The organism is Kitasatospora sp. NPDC001547, assembly GCF_042894165.1.
In the GTDB taxonomy this organism is placed as follows: Bacteria; Actinomycetota; Actinomycetes; order Streptomycetales; family Streptomycetaceae; genus Kitasatospora.
The window spans coordinates 161,428-184,004 of record NZ_JBIAVL010000005.1 but is presented as its reverse complement, the minus strand read 5'-3'; the positions used below and the strand labels follow the sequence as shown (position 1 = coordinate 184,004).

At 73.0% G+C, this 22,577-nt stretch carries 19 protein-coding genes and 1 pseudogene; 16 read left to right on the top strand and 4 right to left on the bottom strand.

Annotation, left to right across the window (positions count from 1 at the left end; translation table 11 throughout):
* Nucleotides 1-481 precede the first annotated feature (481 nt).
* From ACFY0X_RS11660 to ACFY0X_RS11645, 4 genes are all read left to right on the top strand, one after another.
* The gene (locus ACFY0X_RS11660; protein ID WP_199823286.1) at nt 482-646 is read left to right on the top strand and encodes a hypothetical protein; all 165 of its coding nucleotides are present in this window, start codon (nt 482-484) and stop codon (nt 644-646) included.
* Between the two features lie 88 nt (nt 647-734).
* Nucleotides 735-1,028 (top strand): Dabb family protein, encoded by a 294-nt coding sequence (locus ACFY0X_RS11655; RefSeq protein WP_380699755.1) that lies wholly within the window; start codon nt 735-737, stop codon nt 1,026-1,028.
* Between the two features lie 316 nt (nt 1,029-1,344).
* A complete protein-coding gene (locus ACFY0X_RS11650) occupies nt 1,345-2,190 on the top strand; it encodes an RNA polymerase sigma factor SigF (protein ID WP_387752299.1) in 846 nt (281 codons plus the stop codon).
* Nucleotides 2,191-2,334: 144 nt separating this feature from the next.
* Nucleotides 2,335-3,240 carry an RNA polymerase sigma factor SigF gene (locus ACFY0X_RS11645; protein WP_387752296.1) on the top strand — a complete coding sequence of 302 codons (906 nt, stop codon included), beginning with the start codon at nt 2,335-2,337 and terminating at the stop codon, nt 3,238-3,240.
* On the opposite strand, the gene ACFY0X_RS11640 is transcribed toward ACFY0X_RS11645, so the two are convergent.
* The gene (locus ACFY0X_RS11640; protein WP_387752294.1) at nt 3,227-4,231 is read right to left on the bottom strand and encodes a tyrosine-protein phosphatase; all 1,005 of its coding nucleotides are present in this window, start codon (nt 4,229-4,231) and stop codon (nt 3,227-3,229) included. The genes ACFY0X_RS11645 and ACFY0X_RS11640 overlap by 14 nt on opposite strands.
* Before the next feature lie 354 nt (nt 4,232-4,585).
* On the opposite strand from ACFY0X_RS11640, the gene ACFY0X_RS11635 reads away from it, so the two are divergent.
* From ACFY0X_RS11635 to ACFY0X_RS11600, 8 genes and pseudogenes are all read left to right on the top strand, one after another.
* On the top strand, nt 4,586-6,952 hold the full coding sequence (locus ACFY0X_RS11635; protein WP_387752291.1) for a hypothetical protein: 2,367 nt from the start codon (nt 4,586-4,588) through the stop codon (nt 6,950-6,952).
* A 111-nt stretch (nt 6,953-7,063) separates the two neighbouring features.
* Nucleotides 7,064-8,578, top strand: coding sequence for a GT4 family glycosyltransferase PelF (gene pelF / locus ACFY0X_RS11630; RefSeq protein ID WP_387752289.1), 1,515 nt, complete (start codon nt 7,064-7,066; stop codon nt 8,576-8,578).
* A 100-nt stretch (nt 8,579-8,678) separates the two neighbouring features.
* On the top strand, nt 8,679-10,199 hold the full coding sequence (locus ACFY0X_RS11625) for a hypothetical protein (protein ID WP_387752286.1): 1,521 nt from the start codon (nt 8,679-8,681) through the stop codon (nt 10,197-10,199).
* 137 nt (nt 10,200-10,336) lie between these two features.
* Nucleotides 10,337-11,329 carry an SDR family NAD(P)-dependent oxidoreductase gene (locus ACFY0X_RS11620; RefSeq protein WP_387752283.1) on the top strand — a complete coding sequence of 331 codons (993 nt, stop codon included), beginning with the start codon at nt 10,337-10,339 and terminating at the stop codon, nt 11,327-11,329.
* Nucleotides 11,330-11,404: 75 nt separating this feature from the next.
* Nucleotides 11,405-12,106, top strand: a pseudogene (locus ACFY0X_RS11615) (NDP-sugar synthase); the annotation flags it as partial.
* A 125-nt stretch (nt 12,107-12,231) separates the two neighbouring features.
* Complete coding sequence (locus ACFY0X_RS11610) at nt 12,232-13,149, top strand: NAD-dependent epimerase/dehydratase family protein (protein ID WP_387752280.1); 918 nt, start codon at nt 12,232-12,234, stop codon at nt 13,147-13,149.
* Complete coding sequence (locus tag ACFY0X_RS11605) at nt 13,146-13,841, top strand: spherulation-specific family 4 protein (protein WP_387752278.1); 696 nt, start codon at nt 13,146-13,148, stop codon at nt 13,839-13,841. The genes ACFY0X_RS11610 and ACFY0X_RS11605 overlap by 4 nt, the downstream gene beginning before the upstream one ends.
* A gap of 22 nt (nt 13,842-13,863) precedes the next feature.
* Nucleotides 13,864-14,886, top strand: coding sequence for an endo alpha-1,4 polygalactosaminidase (locus ACFY0X_RS11600; RefSeq protein ID WP_387752275.1), 1,023 nt, complete (start codon nt 13,864-13,866; stop codon nt 14,884-14,886).
* A gap of 54 nt (nt 14,887-14,940) precedes the next feature.
* Here ACFY0X_RS11600 and ACFY0X_RS11595 read toward each other — a convergent pair whose 3' ends face one another.
* Complete coding sequence (locus ACFY0X_RS11595) at nt 14,941-15,141, bottom strand: hypothetical protein (RefSeq protein WP_387752272.1); 201 nt, start codon at nt 15,139-15,141, stop codon at nt 14,941-14,943.
* A gap of 154 nt (nt 15,142-15,295) precedes the next feature.
* Here ACFY0X_RS11595 and ACFY0X_RS11590 point away from each other — a divergent pair, with 154 nt between their 5' ends.
* The 4 genes from ACFY0X_RS11590 to ACFY0X_RS11575 all read left to right on the top strand — a co-directional run bounded on the left by ACFY0X_RS11590 (nt 15,296) and on the right by ACFY0X_RS11575 (nt 20,121).
* Nucleotides 15,296-16,249, top strand: coding sequence for an aldo/keto reductase (locus ACFY0X_RS11590; RefSeq protein ID WP_387752269.1), 954 nt, complete (start codon nt 15,296-15,298; stop codon nt 16,247-16,249).
* A 194-nt stretch (nt 16,250-16,443) separates the two neighbouring features.
* Nucleotides 16,444-16,839, top strand: a complete 396-nt coding sequence (locus ACFY0X_RS11585) for a WXG100 family type VII secretion target (protein WP_387752267.1) — start codon at nt 16,444-16,446, stop codon at nt 16,837-16,839.
* Between the two features lie 13 nt (nt 16,840-16,852).
* Nucleotides 16,853-19,066, top strand: a complete 2,214-nt coding sequence (locus ACFY0X_RS11580; RefSeq protein ID WP_387752264.1) for a hypothetical protein — start codon at nt 16,853-16,855, stop codon at nt 19,064-19,066.
* Nucleotides 19,063-20,121, top strand: coding sequence for a hypothetical protein (locus ACFY0X_RS11575; RefSeq protein WP_387752261.1), 1,059 nt, complete (start codon nt 19,063-19,065; stop codon nt 20,119-20,121). The genes ACFY0X_RS11580 and ACFY0X_RS11575 overlap by 4 nt, the downstream gene beginning before the upstream one ends.
* 59 nt (nt 20,122-20,180) lie before the next feature.
* Here ACFY0X_RS11575 and ACFY0X_RS11570 read toward each other — a convergent pair whose 3' ends face one another.
* On the bottom strand, nt 20,181-21,188 hold the full coding sequence (locus tag ACFY0X_RS11570; RefSeq protein ID WP_387752259.1) for a C40 family peptidase: 1,008 nt from the start codon (nt 21,186-21,188) through the stop codon (nt 20,181-20,183).
* A complete protein-coding gene (locus ACFY0X_RS11565; RefSeq protein WP_387752257.1) occupies nt 21,185-22,453 on the bottom strand; it encodes an SPFH domain-containing protein in 1,269 nt (422 codons plus the stop codon). Before ACFY0X_RS11565 ends, ACFY0X_RS11570 begins: the two co-directional genes overlap by 4 nt.
* Between the last annotated feature and the right edge of the window lie 124 nt (nt 22,454-22,577).

Sequence of the window (22,577 nt, the reverse complement as noted above, 5' to 3'; positions counted from 1 at the left end):
GAAAGCCCGAGGGCCCGTCCGATCCGGACGGGCCCTCGGCGTTCGTCCGGCGCGGGCCTGCCGTCCGGTGCCGGGGAGCAGGCCCGCGCGGGCACGAGGAGCGGCTCCGCACCCCGGGCCGATGACCACCGGTGCCCGGTCCGTACGGAGCCTGGAGGGGGAGCGGCTCGGGGGGACTGACCGCTCCCCCGACGGAGTCCCACAACCGGCGCCGCGTCGGGGGGAGCCGCGGCGACCGGTCCCACAGCGGGGAGCTCCGGATCCACGTACCGGGGGATTCCTGCCAGATCCCCGGCACGTCCTCCATCCTGCCGCCCGGGCCTCGGCCGGGCACCCGGAGAAAGGCCCCACTCGCGGGGACCTTCGTCCCGGCGGCCGAACGCGTCGCACACTTGATAGCCCGTCCGGGTGGATAAGCTGCCCCTGCAGGCCGCTCGGGGACCGGATGACGGCGGCGCACAGCTCGGAGGAAGGTCACCCGATGGCGCAGGCGAAGAAGATCGGCATGGTCCTCCTGCTCGTCTTCGTGCTCTACTCGATCATCACCTCGCCCTCCCGGTCCGCCGAGCTGGTCCAGCTCGGGTTCGAGGGGATCTCGAACGCGGCCAAGGCGGTCGGCACCTTCATGACCGGTCTGATCAAGTGACGGACGGCCTCCTCCGGATGACGGCCGGCCCCGCGCACCGGCTACGGTGAGCGCGACCCTCTGTCCCCGTCCGCGAGGAGCGGCAATCGTGATCCGGCACCTGGTCCTGTTCAAGCTCAACGAAGGCGTCAGCAAGGACGAAGAGCGCGTGCTCGCCGGCGCCAAGGCCTTCGACGCGCTCGGCGCGGTGATCCCCGAGCTGCGCGAGTGGGAGTGCGGCTGGAACACCACCGAGCGCGACATCGCGTACGACTACGCGATCAACAGCCTGGTCGAGGACCGCGACGCCCTCCAGGCCTACCTCACCCACCCGGACCACCAGGCCGCGGCCGGCCTCTGGCGCGAGTTCGCCACCTGGGTGATCGCCGACGTCGAGGTCTGAGCGGCCGTCCGGTTCCACCCCGTCCGACCCAGCCCGTCCGGAGCCCGCCCCAGCGCCCTTCCCCCGGACGGACCGCGGCGCCCCGTCCGGCCTCCGGACGGGGCGCCTCGCTCTGCCCCGGAACGACCCTTGCGGCGCTTCGCCGGCCGGCCCGGGAAAGGTTGAACGCCCCACCAACACACCTCCGTCGGGTGCTTGCCCGACGTGTGCCCACCTTGTGATGCTATGACCGGTTTTGCCGGACATGGCGAGGTAGTGAACCAGCCGCGACACCCGCTCCGCAGGGACCGCCGTTGACGACTTTGGGAGGGGTGAGATGTCCGTGGACGAAGTGCTGGCCGCGATCACCAGCCCGGCCGGCGAGCTCCGCCCGGACCGGCTGCGCGGCCCCGGCGGCCGCCCCGCCGTGGACGTCCGGACGCTGACCCGGGTGCTGTTCGAGCGGCTCGCCGAGCTGCCCCCGGACGCCCCCGAGCGGGAACGGGTCCGGGCCGCCCTGATCGAGGTGAACATCCCGCTGGTCCGCTACGCGGCCACCCGCTTCCGCAGCCGCAGCGAGCCGATGGAGGACGTCGTCCAGGTCGGCACCATCGGCCTGATCAACGCGATCGACCGCTTCGACCCCGGCCGCGGCGTCCAGTTCCCCACCTACGCGCTGCCGACCATCCTGGGCGAGATCAAGCGCTACTTCCGGGACAACGTCCGCACCATGCACGTCCCGCGCCGGCTCCAGGAGCTCTGGGTCCAGGTCAGCGGCGCCATGGAGGAGCTGACGGTGCTGCACGGGCGGGCCCCCAAGGTGCCCGAGATCGCCGCCAGCCTGCGGATCCCCGAGGAGGACGTACGGGCCTGCCTGGACGCCGGACGGGCCTACAACGCGGCGTCCCTGGAGGCCGCGCAGGAGCACGAGGGCGGGCTGGCGCTGCTCGACCGGCTCGGCTACGAGGACTCCGCGCTGGCCGAGGTCGAGCACCGGGACATGGTCCGCCACCTGCTGGTCCAGCTCCCCGAGCGGGAGCGGCGGATCGTGATGCTGCGGTTCTTCGCCAACCTGACCCAGTCCCAGATCAGCACCGAGCTGGGGATGTCCCAGATGCACGTGTCCCGGCTGCTCTCCCGGATCCTGACCAGGCTTCGGACCGGCAACTCCTGGGAAGAGTGACATTGCAGCCAGTTACCCCGACGTGACATCTTGCGACGTTCGGGTTTGCCGTGGACCGTGTTCCGGTATGGAGGGGGAAGGCCCTCGCCGGGAACCTCCGCGCGACGGCCCCCGTTCAGCTGACAGTCACAAGGGGGTGGGTGCATGTCCGGAGAGCCGGCCACTGCGGAGATCCACGCTGGACAGGCCAACGGCACGGTCGTCGTCGAGGACCTGGTCCCGCGGCAGCGGGTCGAACCGGTCCGGCCGCCCGGCCCCGAGGCGGCGCCGGAGACGCCGCCCGGCTCCGCGCTGGACACCCGGACGCTCTCCCGCTCGCTGTTCCTGCGGCTGGCCGCGCTGGAGCCCGGCAGCGCCGAGCACACCTACGTCCGCGACACCCTGATCGAGCTCAACCTGCCGCTGGTCCGGTACGCCTCGGCGCGCTTCCGCAGCCGCAACGAGCCGATGGAGGACATCGTTCAGGTCGGCACCATCGGCCTGATCAAGGCGATCGACCGGTTCGACCCGGAGCGCGGGGTGGAGTTCCCCACCTTCGCGATGCCCACCGTGGTGGGCGAGATCAAGCGCTTCTTCCGGGACACCAGCTGGTCGGTCCGGGTGCCCCGGCGGCTCCAGGAGCTGCGGCTGGCGCTCACCAAGGCCGGTGACGATCTCTCCCAGCGGCTGGACCGCTCCCCCACCGTCGCCGAGCTGGCGGTCTGCCTGGGCGTCAGCGAGGAGGACGTGGTCGAGGGCCTCGCCGTCGGCAACGCGTACACCGCCAGCTCGCTCGACTCCAGCACCGGCGAGGAGGACAGCGACGGGCCGCTGGCCGACCGGCTCGGCTACGAGGACCTCGCGCTGGAGGGCGTCGAGTACCGGGAGTCGCTCAAGCCGCTGCTGGCCAAGCTGCCGCCGCGCGAGCGCCGGATCATCATGCTGCGGTTCTTCGGCAACCTGACCCAGTCGCAGATCGGCGAGGAGATCGGGATCTCCCAGATGCACGTCTCCCGGCTGCTCACCCGGACGCTCACCCAGCTGCGCGAGGGGCTGATCAACGAGGGCTGAGCCGGCCGCCGGTGGCCGGGCCGCCGCCCGGCCCGGCCACCGGGTCCGCCACCGGGTCGTCCAGCAGGTTGGCGCGCAGCCCGGCCAGCACCTCGTCGTCCAGCCCGAGCCCGTCCCGCCAGAACGCGTCGAAGCCGCCCCAGCCGGCCTCGACCTCGGCGAAAGCCGCGTCCAGGTAGCCGCCGTCGGCCCGGAAGACCGGCAGCAGCAGCTCGGGCTCGCGCATCAGGCCGCGGCCGCCGAGGTCGTCCAGCACCCGCCGCACCACCGGGGCGGAGCGCTCGTTGGTGAGCAGGTAGTCCGTCCGGACGGTCCCTCGGTCCACCCCGAGGGCGGTCAGCAGCAGCGCGGCGGCCCAGCCGGTGCGGTCCTTGCCCGCGGTGCAGTGGAACAGCAGCGGCGGGCCCTCCGGGGCCGCCAGCAGGCGCAGCAGGGCCGCGAAGCGCTCGCGCGCCACCCGGTCCGTGACGAACCAGCGGTAGAGGCCGGTCATCAGGGCGGCCGCCCGGCCGTCGCCGAGCAGCGCCCGCTGGCGCTGCGGACTGTGGTCGGCCAGCGCGTCGCGGACCAGCACGAAGACGTCGAAGTCCGTTGCCAGCAGTGGGAGGTGGTGGAGGGTCACGCCGGCCGGCAGGCGGTCCAGGCCGGCCTCGCGGACCTCGCCCATGCTCCGCAGGTCCACCACGCTGCGCAGGCCGAGCGCGCCGAGCGGGCCGATGTCCTCGGCGGTGACATGGTTCAGGCCATCGCTGCGCAGTGCCACCCCGCGCCGGAGAATCCGCCCGTCAGCCGCCCGGTAGCCGCCCAGATCGCGGGCATTCAGCGCACCCCGCAAACCGAGACTGCGCCCGACCAGCGGCGTTCCGTACGGCTCCGGTGACGCATTCCGTACGCTCCGGAATCCCGCCGGCTCGGTATGCTGATCGACCACGCGAGCGCCTCCATTGCATATTCGGACTGTCACATGGCACAGCGGTGCCCGATATTGCATGAACCTGCCCGACCGGGCGGTGGGATGTGCAAGAGTGTCATGCGCAACGACGACAGTGTAGGTGTCCCGCCCGACCCGCCGAGCCACACCGTCGGTTACCGCTTGTAGCACTCAGCTTCCGGTTTTTCATTTTCAATTCATTATTTGCGCCGCCGGTACGGTTCCGGTCACAATCAGCGCCTTCATGGCTTCGCCATGAACGTTGGTAACAGGTTCGCTGCACTCTCGCCCGATTGGTCCCTCGCACTGCCGTCCCTCGACCAGGATGGGCCCGGGCAGCCTGCTGCCCGCGAACAGCTACACGGGCAGGCGAGCGCGGAGCAGCGCGACGCCTGTACCAAGGGGAGGATCACCATGGGTCGAGCGACCCGAAGAGTCGCCGCGTGCGCGGCGGCAGTCCTGCTGGCCAGCGGCTTGCAGACCACCCTGGCCCACGGCGACACCGCGCCGCCCAGGATCGACCTCACCGTCCTGGTCATCGACGACGGCGGCCCGTCCGTCGCGGCCATCACCGCCGAGCTGAAGAGCCAGGGCACGCCTTACAAGGTCGTCAGCCTCAATGACCCCAACCGCCCCGTCATCAACTCCGCTTTCCTGAGCGACACGGTGAACGGCCAGTCCCGGGGGAAGTTCCAGGGCATCGTGCTGCCCAACGAAAACCCCTTCCCCAACAGTGCCGCCGAGATGACGGCGATCGCGAGCTACGAAGCCGCATTCAACGTCCGCCAGATCGACGCGTACACGTGGGCCAGTCCCGCGGTGGGGCTGAACTACGCCCAGAATCCGGGATTCGCGGGCACCCTCGACGGATTCCAGGGCGCCACCACCGCGGCCGGAACTTCGGGACCGTTCGGGTACCTCAAGGGCAGCGTCCCCTTCGAGGACAACGACGCGAACGTCAGCGAGAGCTACGGCTACCTGGCCACCCCGCTCGCCGCTCTGCCGGCCGGCGCCTCCTTCGTCCCGCTCGTCGACGCGCCGATACCCGGCGCGACCGCCCGCGGTTCACTGGTCGGCGAGTACACCCACGACGGCCGCAAGGAACTGGTCGTCACGTTCGTCTACAACCAGTACCAGCAGCAGTACCGGCTGCTGGCCCGCGGCATGGTCGACTGGCTCACCCAGGGCGTCCACCTCGGCTACGACCGCAACTACTTCGCCACCCACGTGGACGACGTCTTCCTGGCCGACGACCGCTGGGACACCGTCCTCAAGTGCACCCCCGGCGACGTCACCTGCCCGCCCGGCACCCCGGACTCCGCCAACCCGATCCGGATGACCCAGGCCGAGGGCCAGCGCCTCAAGCAGTGGCAGACCGCCAACGGCTTCACCCTGGACATGGTGTTCAACGGTGGCGGCAGCGAGGACTGGAAGGCCGACCACGAGACCACCGTGGACGCCGCGGCGGACCAGCTGATCACCGACCAGAACAGCTACCGCTGGATCAACCACACCTACACCCACCCGTACCTGGGCTGCGTCCAGGACGTCTCGGTGGTGCCGTGGCGCTGCTCCAAGGACGCCGCCGGCAAAACGGTCTGGGTCGACCAGAACACCGTCTCCACCCAGATCAGGAACAACTCGGACTGGGCCACCGCCCGCGGCCTCCGGTTCGACCCGCAGACCCTGGTCACCGGCGAGCACTCCGGGCTGCTGACCGCGCCGCAGGAGACCAGCGACAACCCGAACCTGGCGCCGGCGCTGGCCGCCAACGGCATCAAGTTCACCGCCAGCGACGCCTCCCGCGAGGCCGCCCAGCGCGCCGTCGGCACCTCCACGCTGACCGTGCCGCGGTACCCGATGAACGTCTTCTACAACGCCGGCACGGCGAAGGAGGAGACCGACGAGTACAACTGGATCTACACCAGCAAGGCCAACGGCGGCAGCGGCGTCTGCGAGAACAACGCCAACTCGACCTGCCTGCCGCAGCCGCTGGACGTCAACACCGGCTACCAGTCGTACATCGTGCCGCTGGAGGCCCGGATCGACCTCGGCCACGTGCTGAGCAACGACCCCCGGCCGCACTTCGTGCACCAGTCGAACCTCGCCGAGGACGGCATCCTGTACCCGGTGCTGGAGAAGATCCTCGGCACCTACCGCTCGCTGCACGCGGACAGCGCCCCGATCGTGAACCTGAGCCAGCGCGAGATCGGCCTGGAGTTCCAGCGCCGCGCGGCCTGGAACACGGCGCTCGCCTCCGGCCAGGTCACCGCCTACCGGGTCGGCAACACCGTCACCGTGAACGCGCCGTCCGGCGTTCAGGTCCAGGCCACCATGCCGACCGGAACCGCTCAGAAGCTGGCCATCGGAACGACCGGGTTCGGTTCGTCCTACGCCGGTACCCTCTCGGGTTGGGTGGCCCCGGGCGCGCTGCAGAGCAGCGTCACCCTGCAGCTGCCGTCCGCGCCGACCGCCCCGGCCGCCGTCGCGCCGAGCGTCGCGGCCAAGTCCGTCCCGGCCCCGGCGCCGGCGGACAAGACGGTCGTCCCGCAGGGCGTCGCCACCCCGGTCCCGGCGGGCCCGAGCGACACCACCCGCCAGCCCGCTCCGTCCCTGGTCCCCGGTAGCGGAACCCCGGTGCCCGGTAAGGACGCCGCCGCTGGCAACATCGGGCAGGGCGGCAACGGCCACCACGGCGACAAGGCCGCGGCGAAGAACGGCAAGGCCTCCGGGGGGACGGCCACGCCGAGCAGCACCACCGGACGCCCCGGCAACCGGTAACCGGTACCACCCGCTGGTGGGGTCGGGCCGGGCGCCCGGCCCGGCCCCGCCACGGCTCCCGTTCCGGTCATCCAGACCGGAACCGACGCAAGAACAGGAGGGGGGACAGGAATGCGCGTCACCCTGCTCACCGAGGGGACGTATCCGCACCAGCACGGCGGCGTGAGCGTCTGGTGCGACCAGCTCGTTCAAGGCATGCCGGACGTCGAGTTCGACGTCATCGCCGTCACCGGAACCGGCCACGAACCACTGGCATGGGAGCTGCCCGCCAACGTGCGGTCGGTCACCACCGCACCGCTGTGGGGGCCGGCCTCGGAAGGCCGGCCGCCCCGCGGCAAGGAGATGCGGCGCTTCCTCAACGCGTACGAGCGCTTCCTGCACTCCATCCTCGACCCGGTCTACACCACCCACTTCGGCACCGAGCTGTACGGCTTCGCCGACCTCGCCCGGCGCGGGCTGCTCAGCCCGGCGCTGCGCAGCGAGCGGGCGCTGCGCACCCTCCAGCAGGTCTGGACCCGCGACTACCTGCCGACCGCCGTCTCCCGGCCCACCCTGCACGACGCCCTGAACGCCACCGACCTGCTGGAGCACGCCCTGCGGCCGCTCTCGGTCGAGCCGCCCAAGGACGGCGTCGCCCACGCGGCCAGCGGCGGGCTCGCCACCCTGCCCGGGCTGATCGCCGCCCAGCAGTACGGCGTACCGTTTCTGCTCACCGAGCACGGCATCTACCTGCGCGAGCGCTACCTCGGCTACCGCACCGGCCCGTACCGCTGGCCGGTCAAGGCGCTGCTGCTCGGCTTCTACCGGATGCTCGCCGAGGAGAGCTACCGGCAGGCCGCGCTGGTCACCCCCGGCAACCGGTACAACCGGCGCTGGGAGGAGCGCGGCGGCACGCCGTCCTCGCACATCCGCACCGTCTACAACGGGGTGGACCCGGCGGCCTTCCCGCCGGCCGGCCCCGAACCCGAGACGCCCACCCTCAGCTGGGCCGGCCGGGTCGACCCGATCAAGGACCTGGAGACGCTGATCCGGGCCTTCGCCATCGTCCGGCGCGAGATACCCGAGGCGCGGCTGCGGCTCTTCGGCGGCACGCCCAAGGGCGGCGAGGCGTACCGGGACGGCTGCATAGCCCTGGCCGCCGAGCTCGGCATAGCCGACTCGGTGGCCTTCGAGGGCCGCGTCGCCGACATCACCGACGCCTACGCGGCGGGCAACGTGGTCATGCTCTCCAGCATCAGCGAGGGCTTCCCGTTCACCCTGATCGAGGCGATGTCCTGCGGCCGCGCGACCGTCTCCACCGACGTCGGCGGCGTCCGGGAGGCCGTCGGCGACACCGGACTGGTCGTCCCCCCGCGCGAACCCGAACCGATGGCGGCCGCCGCGATCGAGCTGCTGCGCGACGCCGAACGGCGCGCCCGGCTCGGCGAGGGCGCCCGGCTGCGGGTGATCGAGCAGTTCACCCTCCGCCAGAACATCGACGGCTTCCGCGGCATCTACACCGAACTCCTGGGCACCGCCCGCTGGATGCCCGGCGGCGTGGTCGCCGTCACCGACCAGGTCCCCAGCCCCGACTGGAGCCAGCGGCCGGCCGCCGCCCGTCCCGAGCCGAGCGAGGTCGGGGCGTGAACGGGCGTCGAAGGCACCCCCTGCCGGAGGCCGGGGAAGAGCGAACCGTCGAAGGGCGCGTCCGCCGAGAGGCGGCCGCCGAGCACAGCGAGGTGGACGCATGAGCGGTCCTCTGCGTCTGATCCCGGGCGAAGGCGGCCCCGAGCACACCATGCAGCTGCGCACGCTGCCGCTCAAGCGCCGTCGCCCCGCCCCGCCGGAGCCGGAGCCCGAGGAGTCGCTCTACCTCCCCGCGGACCCGCTGGACGAACTCGCCGAGCGCCTGCGCGACGTCTGCGCCGACGCCGTCCACCCGTACGAGATCGCGGCCTTCCTGGAGTCCGACGGCCTCTCGGACGAGCAGGCCGCCCTGCTGTACGGCCGCCCCGACGCGTTCACCGTCGCCGAGGAGCTGTTCGAGAAGGTCGAGCGCCGCTACCCCGGCCCGAGCTCCGAGTTCGCCAACCCCTGGCGGGCGGACCCCTGGCGCTGCGTGGTGCGCGGCCTGGTGTTCGCCCTGCCGGGGCTCGGCTACCTGCTCGGCGCCAACCTGTTCGCGACCACCCGGATGCGCTTCGGCCTGCCCTCGGGCATGCTCGCGCTGTCCGTCGCCACGCTGGTCAGCTGGGGCTTCAACCAGGCGCTGGCGCACCGCTCCTACCGCTGGCTGGGTCGGCTGCGCCGCCGCGAGGCGGCGGTCTGCCTGGCCGTCGGCGCCCCGCTCGGCGCGCTGGTGGCGGCGGCCTCCGCCTACCTGGTCGGCGGGCCGCTCGGCGCGCTGTCCTTCGCCGCCGGGCAGTCCTGCTACCTGGGCGCGGCCACCGTGCTGCTGGTCCTGGGGCGGGAGAAGTTCCTGCTGCTGGCGCTGGCCCCGGCCTCGGTCGGCGCGGGCGTGGTGCTGGCGGTGGACGTCCCGCAGGTGGTCCGTACGGTCGTGCTGCTCGCCTCGCTGGCGCTGGCGGTCGGACTGGCCGTCCGCGAACTGCTGGTCTGCATCCGCGGCGGCGAACGCGAGTCCGTGGTGATGAGGCTGCCGGTCCGCCAGGAGGTCCCGCACCTGCTGTTCGGCCTGGCCTGCGGCGCGCTCACGCTGATCGCCGGCCTCGGCGGGACCATCCACCAGGCCGTGCAGACCGGCGGCCACCCCGCGCAGGAGACCTCGACCACCCCGACCGGCCCGGCCATGATCGCGCTGACGCTCAGCCTGGGCCTCGCCGAGTGGCTGCTCTTCCGCTACCGGGCCCTGGCGGTGGCCGCCCTGCGCACCAGCCACACCAGCGGCCAGTTCTCCCGCCGCACCGGCGCGATCCTGCTCGGCTGCCTGTTCATCTACCTCACCACCGTGGCCGCGCTGGACGCCGCCGCGACCGTGCTGTGGCCCGGCGCCCCCGCGCTCGGCGTGCCGCAGCTCGGCGCGATGCTGCTCCTCGGCGGCTCGCTCTGGCTGGCGCTGCTGCTGAACGCCTTCGGGTTCAGCTGGAGCACCGCCCTCGTCTGTCTGGCCGCCGCGGTCGCCGAGAGCGCCGGGCTGCTGGCAGGTGCGGACCCGATCGTCCTGCAGCTGATCGGCTGCGGGACGGCCGCCGTCGTCCTCACCGCACTCGCCGGGCCCGCGCTCGGCCGCACCACCCAGCACCGCTGAACACAACGAATGTCCCGCACGCCTCCTTTCGCGTGCACCGTCGTACCCGCTCCACCTGAGACACCCACCGGGCCACGGCGGCCGGCCGCACCACAGCGCGTCGGACCGCCCCGGCAGATCGAGAAAGCGAAATCCGCATGAGCAGCGTCGCGGTTACCGGAGCCGAGGGCTTCATCGGCTCCCACCTCGTCGAGACCCTGGTCGCCGACGGGCACCACGTCCGCGCGATGGTCCAGTACAACTCGTTCTCGTCCTTCGGCTGGCTGGAGACCCTGTCCGAGGACGTGCTGGACTCGGTCGAGATCGTCCTCGGCGACGTCCGGGACCCGGGCTCGGTCAACGGCCTGGTCAAGGGCACCGAGGCGGTCTACCACCTGGCCGCCCTGATCGCGATCCCCTACTCCTACCGCGCCCCCCACTCGTACGTGGACACCAACGTCACCGGCACCCTGAACGTGCTGGAGGCGGTGCGCCACCTGGAGATCCCCCGCCTGGTGCACACCTCCACCAGTGAGACCTACGGCACCGCGCAGACCGTGCCGATCACCGAGGACCACCCGATCAACACCCAGTCCCCGTACGCGGCCTCCAAGGCCGGCGGGGACCGGCTGGCCGACAGCTACCACGCCAGCTTCGAGACCCCGGTCGTCACCCTGCGCCCGTTCAACACCTTCGGCCCGCGCCAGTCGATGCGCGCCGTCATCCCGACCGTGATCGCCCAGGTCGCGGCCGGCCAGACCGAGATCACCCTCGGCGACCTGCGCCCGACCCGCGACTTCATGTTCGTCAAGGACACCGCCAACGCCTTCCGCACGGTGGGCACCGCGCCCGCCGAGGCCGTGGTCGGCCGGACCTTCAACGCCGGCACCGGCGGCGAGATCTCCGTCGGCGACCTGGTCACCCTGGTCGGCAAGCTGATGGGCGTGGACCTGGTGGTGAAGGAGGACGAGCAGCGCATCCGTCCGACCAACTCCGAGGTCATGCGCCTGGTCGCGGACGCGACCCGGCTGCGCGGGGCCACCGGCTGGGCCCCCGCCTTCAGCCTGGAGCAGGGCCTGGAGCAGACCATCGAGTTCTTCCGCGACCCGGCCAACCTGGCCCGGTACAAGACCGACATCTACAACGTCTGATCCGCCGCGACCGAGCTTGCTCGTCCTGGTAACCAAGGTTCGTGTCCTGCACATCCTTTCCGTGGGGGAAACACCATGCACGCAGTGATCCTGGCCGGCGGTAAGGGCGTCCGTCTCCGCCCGTACACCACCGCGCTTCCCAAGCCGCTCGTCCCGATCGGCGACCAGCACGCGATCCTGGAGATCGTGATGCGCCAGCTCGCCGCCGCGGGCTTCCAGAGCGTCACCCTGGCCATCGGCCACCTCGGCCACATCATCCGCGCCTACGTCGGCAACGGCTCCCAGTGGGGCCTGCGGGTCGGCTACGCCGTCGAGGACAGCCCGCTGGGCACCATGGGCCCGTTGCTCACCATGCAGGACCGCCTGCCCGAGCACTTCCTGGTGATGAACGGCGACATCCTGACCGACCTGGACTTCGCCGGGGTGCTCAAGCACCACGAGGCGTCCGACGCACCGCTGACCATCGCCACCTACGCCCGGCAGGTCAAGATCGACTTCGGCGTGCTGACCACCGCCGAGGGCAGCATCACCGGCTTCCAGGAGAAGCCCAGCATCGACTACCGCGTCTCGATGGGCGTGTACGGCGTCTCCCGCTCGGCGCTCGCCAAGTACACCCCCGGCCTGCCACTGGGCTTCGACGAGCTGGTGCTGGACCTGCTGGCCGCCGGGACCCCGCCGTCCGCGTACGAGTTCGGCGGCTACTGGCTGGACATCGGCCGGCCCGACGACTACGACCGGGCCAACGCCGAGTTCAACACCATCCGCCCGGTCCTGATGCCCTTCGAGTCGACCGGCATCACGTCCGGCGTCGCGGAGCTGCCGATCCCGGCCGCCCGCACCGCGCCGGACGACCAGGACGCCGAGCCCGCCGCCGCGGGCGTCGAGAGCGACGGACGGGCCGCGTGAGAATACTGCTCCTCGGCGGCGACGGCTTCCTCGGCCGTCACGCCGCCGCCGTCCTGCGGTCGCTGCCCGGTGCCACCGTGCTGACCGCGGGCCGGCGGCCCGCCCACGACCTCCGGCTGGACCTGGCCACCGCCCAGGCCGGCCCGCTCGGCGAGGAACTGTCCGCGCTGGCCCCCGACGCGGTGGTCAACTTCGCCGGCGCGGTGGCCGGCAGCGCGGTGAAGCTCGCCGAGGTGAACGCCCGCGGCCCGGCGGTGCTCTGCGAGGCGCTCTCCCTCGGCGCCCCGAAGGCCCGTCTGGTGCACATCGGTTCGGCCGGCGAGTACGGCGTCTGCGCGCAGGGCGAGTCGCTCTGCGAGGACGCCGACGCCCGCCCGGTCGGCGTGTACGGCGCGACCAAGCTGGCCGGCTCCCTCGCGGTGGCCGGCTCGCCGCTGGACGCCGTGGTGCTGCGGGTGTTCAACCCGGTCGGCCCCGGCGCCCCGGCGGGCTCGCTGCCCGGCCGGCTGGCCGCCGAGCTGCGCCGGGTGGCGCCCGAGGGCGCCGACGGCGTGGTCACGGTCGGCGACCTCTCCGCCTACCGCGACTTCGTCGACGCCCGGGACGTGGCGAAGGCGGTCGGCCTGGCCGTCACCGCCGACCGTCCGCTCCCCCGGGTGCTCAACCTGGCCTCCGGGCACGCCCGGCAGGTCCGGGCGATCGCCGACGGGCTGGTCGCCGCGGCCGGCTTCACCGGCCGGATCGACGAGAGCGGGGCGGGCTCCGAACGCTCGGCCGCGGTCTCCTGGCAGCAGGCCGACGTGTCGGCCGCCGCCCGGGAGCTCGGCTGGCGGCCGGAGACGGACCTCGCCGACACCCTGCGCGACCTGTGGCTCGGCACCGCCGCCCCCACCCCCGACCCGGTGGTCGCATGACCGCCGGGCAGACCCCCGACGGCCGCCTGCTGGTGCCGCTGTACGTCCACCCCGCGGTGGACCCGGCGGCCTGGCGGGCGGTCGCCGCCGCCGACCCCGCCCGGATCGCCGCCGTCGTGCTCAACCTCGCCGACGGCCCGGGCGAGGTCCCGGACCACGTCTTCGCCGAGGCGGCGGACGAACTCCGCGCCGCCGGCCTGCCGTTGGTCGGCTACACCGACACCGACTACGGCCGCAGACCGCACGCGGCCGTGGTGGCGGACATCCTGACGTACCGCCAGCGGCACGGCATCACCGGCGTCTACCTCGACCAGGTCAGCACCCACCCGGGCGCGTTGGCGCACTACCGGCGGCTGGCCACGGCCGCCCGCGCGGCCGGCTGCGGCACCGTGGTGTTCGGCCACGGCGAGCACCCGGACCCGGGCTACGCCGAGGTCGGCCTGGCCGACCTGCTGGTCACCTTCGAGGGCGACTGGGACGCCTACCGCACCATGACGCTGCCGCTGTGGACCGGTCGGCACGCGGCCTCCCGCTTCTGCCACCTGGTCTACGACGTTCCCGCCGAGCACGCCCCGGACGCCGCCGCCCTGATCGCCGCCCGGCGAGCCGGCGTCGGCTGCGCCGTACCTGGAGCCGGGGAGAACCCCTGGCGCACCCTGCCGTACGGCCTGAACGCCGCCGAACTGACCTGACCCGATCCGGAGTCCGACTACCGTGAACCGCCGCAACCGGCTACTTCCGGCCGCCCTGGCCCTCGCCACCGCCACCGCCCTGCTGGTCAGCTCGTGCAGCAGCTCGGGATCGGAGGACGACCAGGACCCGGCCGACGGCACCCCGAGCAACTCCCCCGCGGCCACCGCGCCGAGCACCCCCGGCACCCCGGACGCGACCACCGTCGCCCCGGGCACCCCGGCCCCCGCGCCCGCCACCCCGGGCACCACCGCCCCGGCCCCGGGCACACCCGGCGGCGGCCCGCCGCCCGCCACCCCGCCGGGAACCGGCACCCCGCCGGGCAACCCGGCACCGCCGCCGGCCGGCGCCCGCTGGCAGCCCACCCCGGGCCTGGCCTGGCAGTGGCAGCTCGGCGGCGGCGTCGACCAGTCGGTGGACGTCCCGGTCTACGACATCGACGGCTTCGAGAACGACGCCTCGGTGGTGGCCGCGCTGCACGCCAAGGGCCGCAAGGTGATCTGCTACATCAACGCCGGCTCCTGGGAGGACTTCCGCCCCGACTCCGCCGCCTTCGCCAAGTCCCTCCAGGGCTCGGACACCGGCTGGAAGGGCGAGAAGTGGTTCGACATCCGCAAGCTCGACCAGCTGAGGCCGCTGATGGCCGCCCGCTTCGACATGTGCAGGAGCAAGGGCTTCGACGCCGTCGAGCCGGACACCATCGAGGCCTACAACCAGAACAGCGGCTTCCCGCTGACCCCAGACGACCAGCTCAGGTACAACCGGATGCTGGCCCAGCTCGCCCACGAACGCGGCCTGGCCATCGGCCTGAAGAACGACCTGGACCAGATCCCGGCGCTGCTCGCGGACTTCGACTTCGCGGTCAACGAGGAGTGCGCGCAGTTCGACGAGTGCGAGCGGGTCGCCCCCTTCGTGAAGGCGGGCAAGGCGGTCTTCCACGTCGAGTACAAGCTCGACACGGGCCAGTTCTGTGGCAAGGCCAAGTCGCTGGGCTTCAGTTCGATGCAGAAGAAGCTCGAACTGAACGCCTGGCGCAAGCCCTGCTGACGCGCCGCGCGTCCGTCGCGCGGGTGACCCTCGTCCGGGTCACCCGCGCGAGGGTCACTTGACCGCCAGCCAGATGACGCCGCCCAGGACGACCAGCGCGACGACGGCGACCAGCGCGATCACGCCGGTGCGGCTGCCGCCCTTGCTGCTGCCGTAGGTGGAGACGGAGCCCGGTGCCTGGGGCGCCGGGCTCTCGTCGACGAACGCCCGGAACATCTGGGTGCTGCCGGCGGGGTCGTAGTCGTTGTCAGCCATGGCACGGACTCTAACGAATCGGCCCACCTCGGGCACACCCCGGACCCCCGTCGCGCGGGACACACCACCCCCACGTGCGACAGCGGTACGACAGCCTCGTGAAGACCTCGCGGTTCACGGAATGCCCGGCCGCGCGATCGGGTTGACTGCCACCATGACCGGAACCCACAGCCGGGTGAGCCTCGGCACCTCCGACCTGTCCGTCTTCCCGCTCTCCCTCGGCGGGAACGTCTTCGGCTGGACGGCCGACGAGCAGCAGTCCTTCGCCGTCCTGGACGCCTACGCGGCGGCCGGCGGCAACTTCGTCGACACCGCCGACGTCTACTCCTCCTGGGCCCCGGGCAACACCGGCGGCGAGTCCGAGACGGTCCTCGGCAACTGGCTGCGCAGCCGCGGCAACCGCGAGGACGTCGTGATCGCCACCAAGGTCGGCATGCTCGCCGGGCGCAGCGGCCTGGGCGCGGCCAACATCAAGGCCGCGGCCGAGGACTCGCTGCGCCGCCTGGGCGTCGAGCGGATCGACCTCTACTACACCCACCGGGACGACGACACCCCGGTCGAGGAGTTCGTCACCGCGCTGGACGAGCTGGTCCGCGAGGGCAAGGTCCGGGCGGTCGCCGCCTCCAACATCTCCGCCGAGCGGCTCACCGAGGCGCTGGCCTTCGCCGAGCGCGAGGGCCTGGCGAAGTACGTCGCCGTCCAGCCGCACTACAACCTGGTCTCCCGCGACACCTTCGAGGGCCCGCTGGCGGACGTGGTCGCCGAGCACGGCCTGGCCACCGTCCCGTACTACGCGCTGGCGTCCGGCTTCCTGACCGGCAAGTACCGCCCCGGCGCCGAGGGCGTGGACAGCGCCCGCGCCGAGGGCGCCGCCCGCTACCTGGCCGAGCCGCGCGGGCCCAAGGTGCTGGAGGCGCTGGACACCGTCGCCGCCGAGCTGGAGGTGGAGCCCGCCTCCGTCGCCCTGGCCTGGCTCGCCGCCCGGCCGACGGTCGCCGCCCCGATCGCCAGCGCCCGCACCGTCGAGCAGCTCCCGCCGCTGCTGGCCGGCGCCACCCTGGAGCTCACCCCGGAGCAGACCGCCCTGCTGGACGCCGCCTCCGCCTGAGCCCGACCGGCACCACACCGTGCCGTGCACCGCAGGCCGCGAACCCGCCCCGCCCGGGGCCCGGTTCGCGGCCTGCGGCGGTCCGGACGCGTCCGCCCGTCCGGGAACCATCGGGCACGGTGACAAGTCATGGTCAATGAACCATCAAGCACGCATCAAGACTTCACTCGCACAACGCCGACACGGGGGACGCTTTGGCCGACAATCCTGCCTGGGACGGTCTGTTCGACGACGAGGACCGGAAACGGTACGCGGGCCTGCAACTCAACTCCGCGGGCGGCAGCGGGGGCGGCGGCAAGGTGACCGTCAGCCCCGCCGACCTCAAGGCGCGCGCCGGCACCGTCGACGAGATCAAGGGCAACTTCCACACCGTCGACGACACCGCCGACGAGAAGACCACCGCCGCCTACGGCGCGCTGACCAGCTGGCAGACCGGCCCGGAACTGCGCAACCGCTCCATCCGCTGGGACAGCCAGGTCTCCACGCTCGGCAACCTCCTCTACGACATCGCCGAGCGGCTGCGGAAGACCGCCGACCAGTACACGGCGACCGAGAACGCCAACAAGCAGAACCTGTCCGGCGGGAACTGAGGGGGCCACCACCGTGCTGAGCTACGAGATCGTCCGCAACGCCAAGATCGAGCCGCTGCACGCGGCCGCCGAGGAGTGGAAGACGCTCCAGGCCCGCTACGTCGGCCTGAAGGACCGGCTGACCAGCGAGGTCGCCAACAAGCTGGCCGCCGGCTGGGAGGGCGAGGCCGCCACCCAGGCCCGTACCCAGATCCAGAAGGCCGCCGAGCAGCTCGACGCCGCGGGCAAGGAGTCCGCCGACATCGCCGGGCTTCTCGCCGACGCCGCCCAGCAGTTCACCGCCGCGCAGAACCTGCTCAAGAAGATCGCCGACGAGGACGGCCCGGCCGACCACCTCAAGGTGGACGGCACCGGAAAGGTCACCGACGTCCACCCGCTGCTCACCGACAGGACCGCCCAGCACGACCCGGACTACCAGACGGTCTTCCTGCCCCAGCGCAAGCGCGCGGTGGAGAACCTGGTCCACAGCCTCGAAGCGGCGCTCCAGCAGGCCGCCGACGCGGACCAGGCCGCCGCCTGGGCGCTGCGCTCGGACCCGAACGGCGCGAACGACCACTCGTTCAACGCCAACGGCTACCACAGCCTCAAGGAGGCCACCGAGGCCCGCAAGGACCTCTCCGACGCGCTCGCCCTGGCCGGAAAGGGCGGCGACCTCTCGGTCGAGGAGCTGACCAGGCTCAACTCCCTGCTGGAGAAGCGCAAGAGCGATCCGGCGTTCGCCGAGCAGTTCGCCACCACGCTCGGCCCGCGCGGCACCCTGGACTTCTGGCGGGACGTCAACGACCCGACGAAGTTCCCCGGGGGGTACAGCAAGGAACGCAACGAGGCCATGAAGAAGCTCCAGACCTCGCTGGGCGTGACCCTGGGCACCGCCACCCAGAGCCACTCCAAGGCCATGCAGGACTGGGAGAACGAGATGATCAAGCTCGGTCCCCAGCTCGTGGCGCGCGAGCACGGCGGCCCGCTGCCGCGGGGCTACCAGCTGATGAGCAGCCTGATGCGCTCCGGCGAGTACGACACCGACTTCCTCAACTCCTACGGCGACAGCCTGCTCAAGTTCGAGCGCAGCGCCCAGACGACCCCGCAGGGGCTCTGGTCGCCCGACTCCACCCAGCCGAGGTGGGACTACCTCTCCGAGGGCCGCGGCGGCGACGCCGTGGGCGGCTTCCTGGAGTCCCTCAGCCACAACCCGCAGGCCTCCACCCGCTTCCTGGACCCGGGCGACCCCCGGACCAACGACAACCTGAAGTACCTGGTGGACGACCGCCGTTGGCCGGAGGAGATCGACCGCCACGCCAAGTACGTCCAGGACAAGCACTCGCTGGGCCTGGCCATCGAGGCCGCCGCCACCGGCGACCGGGCGGGCCAGGAGGACGGCGTCCGGCACCACACCGAGGCCCAGGCCCGGGTGATGCGCGACTCCATCAACATGCTGGACGGCGGCATCAAGGACGAGGGGCTCCCGGCCGGCATGCAGCGCCCGATCGCCAACGCGCTCGCCGACTACGCCGCCGACACCCACGACATCCTGTCCGGCTCCAACCGCGCCGCCAAGGACCACTCGGGCGAGGACGCCAGCGGCGTCTGGGTCGACCCGGTCACCGGGGAGACCAGGATGGCCACCGACAAGGGCTCCCTGATCCGGGTCCTGCGCGGCGTCGCCGACGACCCCGAGTCCCACCACATCGTCCAGCAGGCCGAGATGGTGCACGTCGCCCAGCAGCTCGCCGAGCTCCCGCCGAACGTGAGCGAGAAGGAGTGGAAGGGCGTGATGGCCAACTCCTCGGTCGCCCTCGGCGTGTACGACGCCGTCCAGGCGGACGCCATCCTCGACCAGCGCGACGACGACACCAAGGTCGCGGCCTGGCGGGCCAAGGGCATGTACCAGGGCATCGGCACCCCCCTGAAGCTGGTCCCGGTCCCCGGCGTGGCGGACGTGGCACAGAGCCTGCTCGGCAGCGGGATCATGGGGTGGCAGATGAACGCCACCGAGGAGATCAACGCGACCGCGGCCGGCAAGATCGAGGAGAACACCCTCACCGGTGCCAACGGCCGCAGCGGACACGAGGGGATCAGCGCCATGGTCGAGAAGTGGCAGCAGCAGCGGGCCGGCCTCAACCCGGACGCCCCCGCCGTCGACTGGGACGAGCAGCAGATGCGGACGATCTACAACACCGGTCGCAGCGACGCCGCCTCCGCCCTCGGCCGCGGCGGCGAGAACAAGTGACGCCCGAGCCCGCGGAACCGCGCGGGGCCCGTCGGCGGTGGCGGCTCCCGGTCGCCGCCGCCGTCGGGCTGGTCCTCGCCGCCGGCGCGGTGTTCTACCTGGGCGGCGGGTACGACCGCTGGCAGGACGGCCGCTCGCTGGCCGGGCTCTGCCACGGCAGCGTGGACACCGCCGAGGTCAGGGCCCTGCTCGGGGCGGACCGGGTGCGCGGCAAGGACGCCGGGGCGCCCGAGGGCCTGGCCGCCTGCTCCGTGGACGACGCCGGGAGTCCCGGCAACGGCTACCTGGACGTCCGGATCGACCGGGGCGCGGAGGGGGTCGGCACGGCGCTGCACACGCTGGGCCGGGACCGCCCGAGCCTCGCCACCAGCATGGTGATGCCGCTCGGCCACGGCCGCCGGGGCGTGCTGGACCTCCAGGGCCGGGCCGGCGCGACCGCCGTGACCGCCCTGGACTGCCCGGGCCAGGGCAAGGAAGGACTGCTGGTCACCGTCCACACCGTCCCCGCCGGCGGCGACCGCCTCCTCGACGACCCGGCCCAGCGCGCCCGGTTCGCCCGGATCGCCGCCCGCGCCGCGGACGGTGCCGCCCGGGTCTGGGGCTGCACCGCCCCCTCCGGCCCGGAGATCACCGACGTCCCCGCGGACACCCGGTACGTCAAGGTCCCGGACGGCGCGGCGAGCGGCACCTGCGCCGGGCTGTCCGGCACCGTCAACGAGTCGCCGGCCGATCCGGACGCCCCCGTCGAGGACTGCTTCCTGTACGCCGGCCAGGACGCCCCGCGCTTCCGCCTCGGCGCGTACTACCCGCCGTTCGCGAACCGCCTCCCCGCCGTCGCCGACTACCCGGTCACCGGCCCGGCCGGCGGCAGGGACGGCCTGGCCTGGGCCACCGCCGCCTGCCCCGGCGGCGGCACCGCCCTCTTCACGGTGGACACCGTGTTCGATGGGAACCGGGCCGCCGCGCCCGACCCGGCGCTGGAGAAGGACGCCCTGCGCACCTTCGCCACCCGCTCCGCCCAGCGCCACGGCTGCTCGGCGCCGCAACTGCCCTGAGGCCGCGGCACGGGCCCCCGGCGGCATCGCGCCGCCGGGGGCCCGTCACGTTCCCGCGGCTACGGCCGCCCGAAGTGGGTCGGGTAGTAGCCCGCGCTGAGCGTCGAGACCCGGACGGTCGTGCCCGGCCGCGGCGCCTCCACGAACTTGCCGCCGCCCAGGTAGATCCCCACGTGGTGGATTCCCGACGCCCGGCCGCTGTCGGACCAGAACACCAGGTCGCCGCGGCGCAGCTGCCCGGCGCTGATCGGCGTGGTCGCCGCGTACTGGTCGTCGGCCACCCGCGGCAGGCTGATCCCCGCGCGCCGGTAGGCCTGCTGGACCAGCCCCGAACAGTCGTAGCCGGACGGGCCGTTGCCGCCCCAGACGTACGGCTTGCCGAGCTGGGCGAGCGCGTAGTCGACGGCCGACTCCGTGCTCCCGGGGGCCGGGGCGGAGTTCGACGACGGACGGCTCGCGGGGGGCGGGGGCGGCGCGGGGGCCTGGGCCGGACCGCCGCCGCTCCGCCCGGTGCGGCTCGCGTAGACGTCGTAGTGGCTGGTCCACCGCCACTCGCCGCTGCCGTTCTTGAACCAGTACTTCGACCCGTCCCAGCCCTGGCGCATCCCGGCGGAGGAGGCCGAGCCGTTGGAGACGGTCCGGGCGGTGGGGCCGGCCGAGCCGCCGGACTGCCCGGTGCGGCTCGCGTAGACGTCGTGGTGGCTGGTCCACCGCCACTCGCCGGAGCCGTTCTTGAACCAGTACTTCGACCCGTCCCAGCCCTGCTTCCCGGCCGCGGCGTGCGCGGATCCGGCACCGGCCGTCAGGCCGACGACGCCGGCGCCCGCCAGCACGGTGGTGGCCAGACAGGTGCTCCGCACGGCCCGGTGTATTCGGCCGCCGCCGGCCGCCGGCGCCGAGCGGGCGGTGCGCGGCCGGACGACGCAGTCGGGGCAGCCGCAGCCCGCGATCGCGGGGGCACTGCCGAGGCTCTCCTCGAAGCCGATCAGACCGGGATCGTCGTCCCCGGTCCCGAGCGCGCCGCCGGTGACGGCGGGTTCGGCGTACGCGCCGGTGGCTGTCCTCATGCGGATCGTCCTTCCTTCCGTCCGGCACGGACGGCCGGGGGCGGTACCGAGGCGGTCACTCCGGCCGGGGCGACGAAGGCGACCAGCAGCTGTTCCATCAGCGCGCTGCGGGCGGCCTCGTCCAGTTCGTGCGCGGTCGCCCGCTCCAGACGGCGGACGGCGAGCGCCGCCGCCTCCACCGCGTCGTCCACCAGCACCGTGCGCAGGCCCGCGTCCAGGTCGGCCAGCCGGCGCCGGCGCATCGACTCGGCCACCTCGGGCGCGTAGTCCAGGGCCAGCGGCTGCACCGAGTAGACCTCCAGGCCGGCCGGGACGACCTCGGCTGCCAGCGCCCTGGTCAACTCGTCGGCGAACCACTGCCCGTCGCGCAGCGCGGGGCCGGGCGCCGCGTTGCTGTCGCAGGGCAGGATGGACGCGGTGCGGGTGAGCACGGCCTGGACCTGCTCGCGCAGGTAGCTCTCGTGGTCCGCGATCGCCAGCAGCGCCCGCGCGGTGTCCTTGACCCGCCAGACGATCAGCAGCCGGACCACGATCGGCGTGCCGGTGCGGTCCACCACCTTGACCGGCTCGCTGCGCCAGTGCCGCAGCCGCACGTCCACCCGGCGGCGGCGCAGCAGCGGGTTGACCCAGACCAGGCCGGTCCGGCGGACGGTGCCCCGGTAGCGGCCCCAGCGGGTCAGCACCCGGGTCTCGCCGCCCGCGTTGGCCAGCAGCCCGGCGAGCGCGAACACCGCCAGCAGGCCGGCCGCGGCCGCCGACGCGATCCACTGCGCGTCCACCTCGACCAGACCGCTCCTCCTCGCGGCGGCGCCGCGCAGGTCGGGCAGCGCGTCCCAGTACGGGATGACGCCGGTGCGCAGCAGGACGAACAGCACGCCGGCCACGCCGATCAGCACCGCCAGCAGGGCGATCCAGCCGGGCACCGCGTTGGCGCGCTGCTCGCGCAGCGCCTGGTCGGCGCGCGGCGGGCGCCGGGAGGTGGTCGCGGCCGGGGCCCCGACCGTCGTCGCGTCCAGGAGTTCGACGGTCTCCGGGGCGACGGTCTCCAGCGGATCGGGCAGGTCGGCCGGGGCACCCGGCGAGGGGTTCGGGACGACGGCCAGCGGGGTGGTCGCCGGTCCGCTGTCGGCCGGGCCGCCGGGCTTGACGGTCCTGACGGCCGTGGCTCTGGCCAGGGGGCTGGAACCGGAGCGTTCCGGCAGGGCCGGCGGGAGCGCCTTGGGCGGGTTGTCGGGTCGCTGCGAAGAATCGCGGGTGACGTCCATGCACGGGTCCTCTGGGTCGGTGTGTCGCGCAACGGGCGGCCCGGATCTGACGGGCAGTGCCAGGGTCAGGCTAAGTTCATAGGTCATCAAATGCGACATTTGACCGAGGTGTGTCGACATTTAC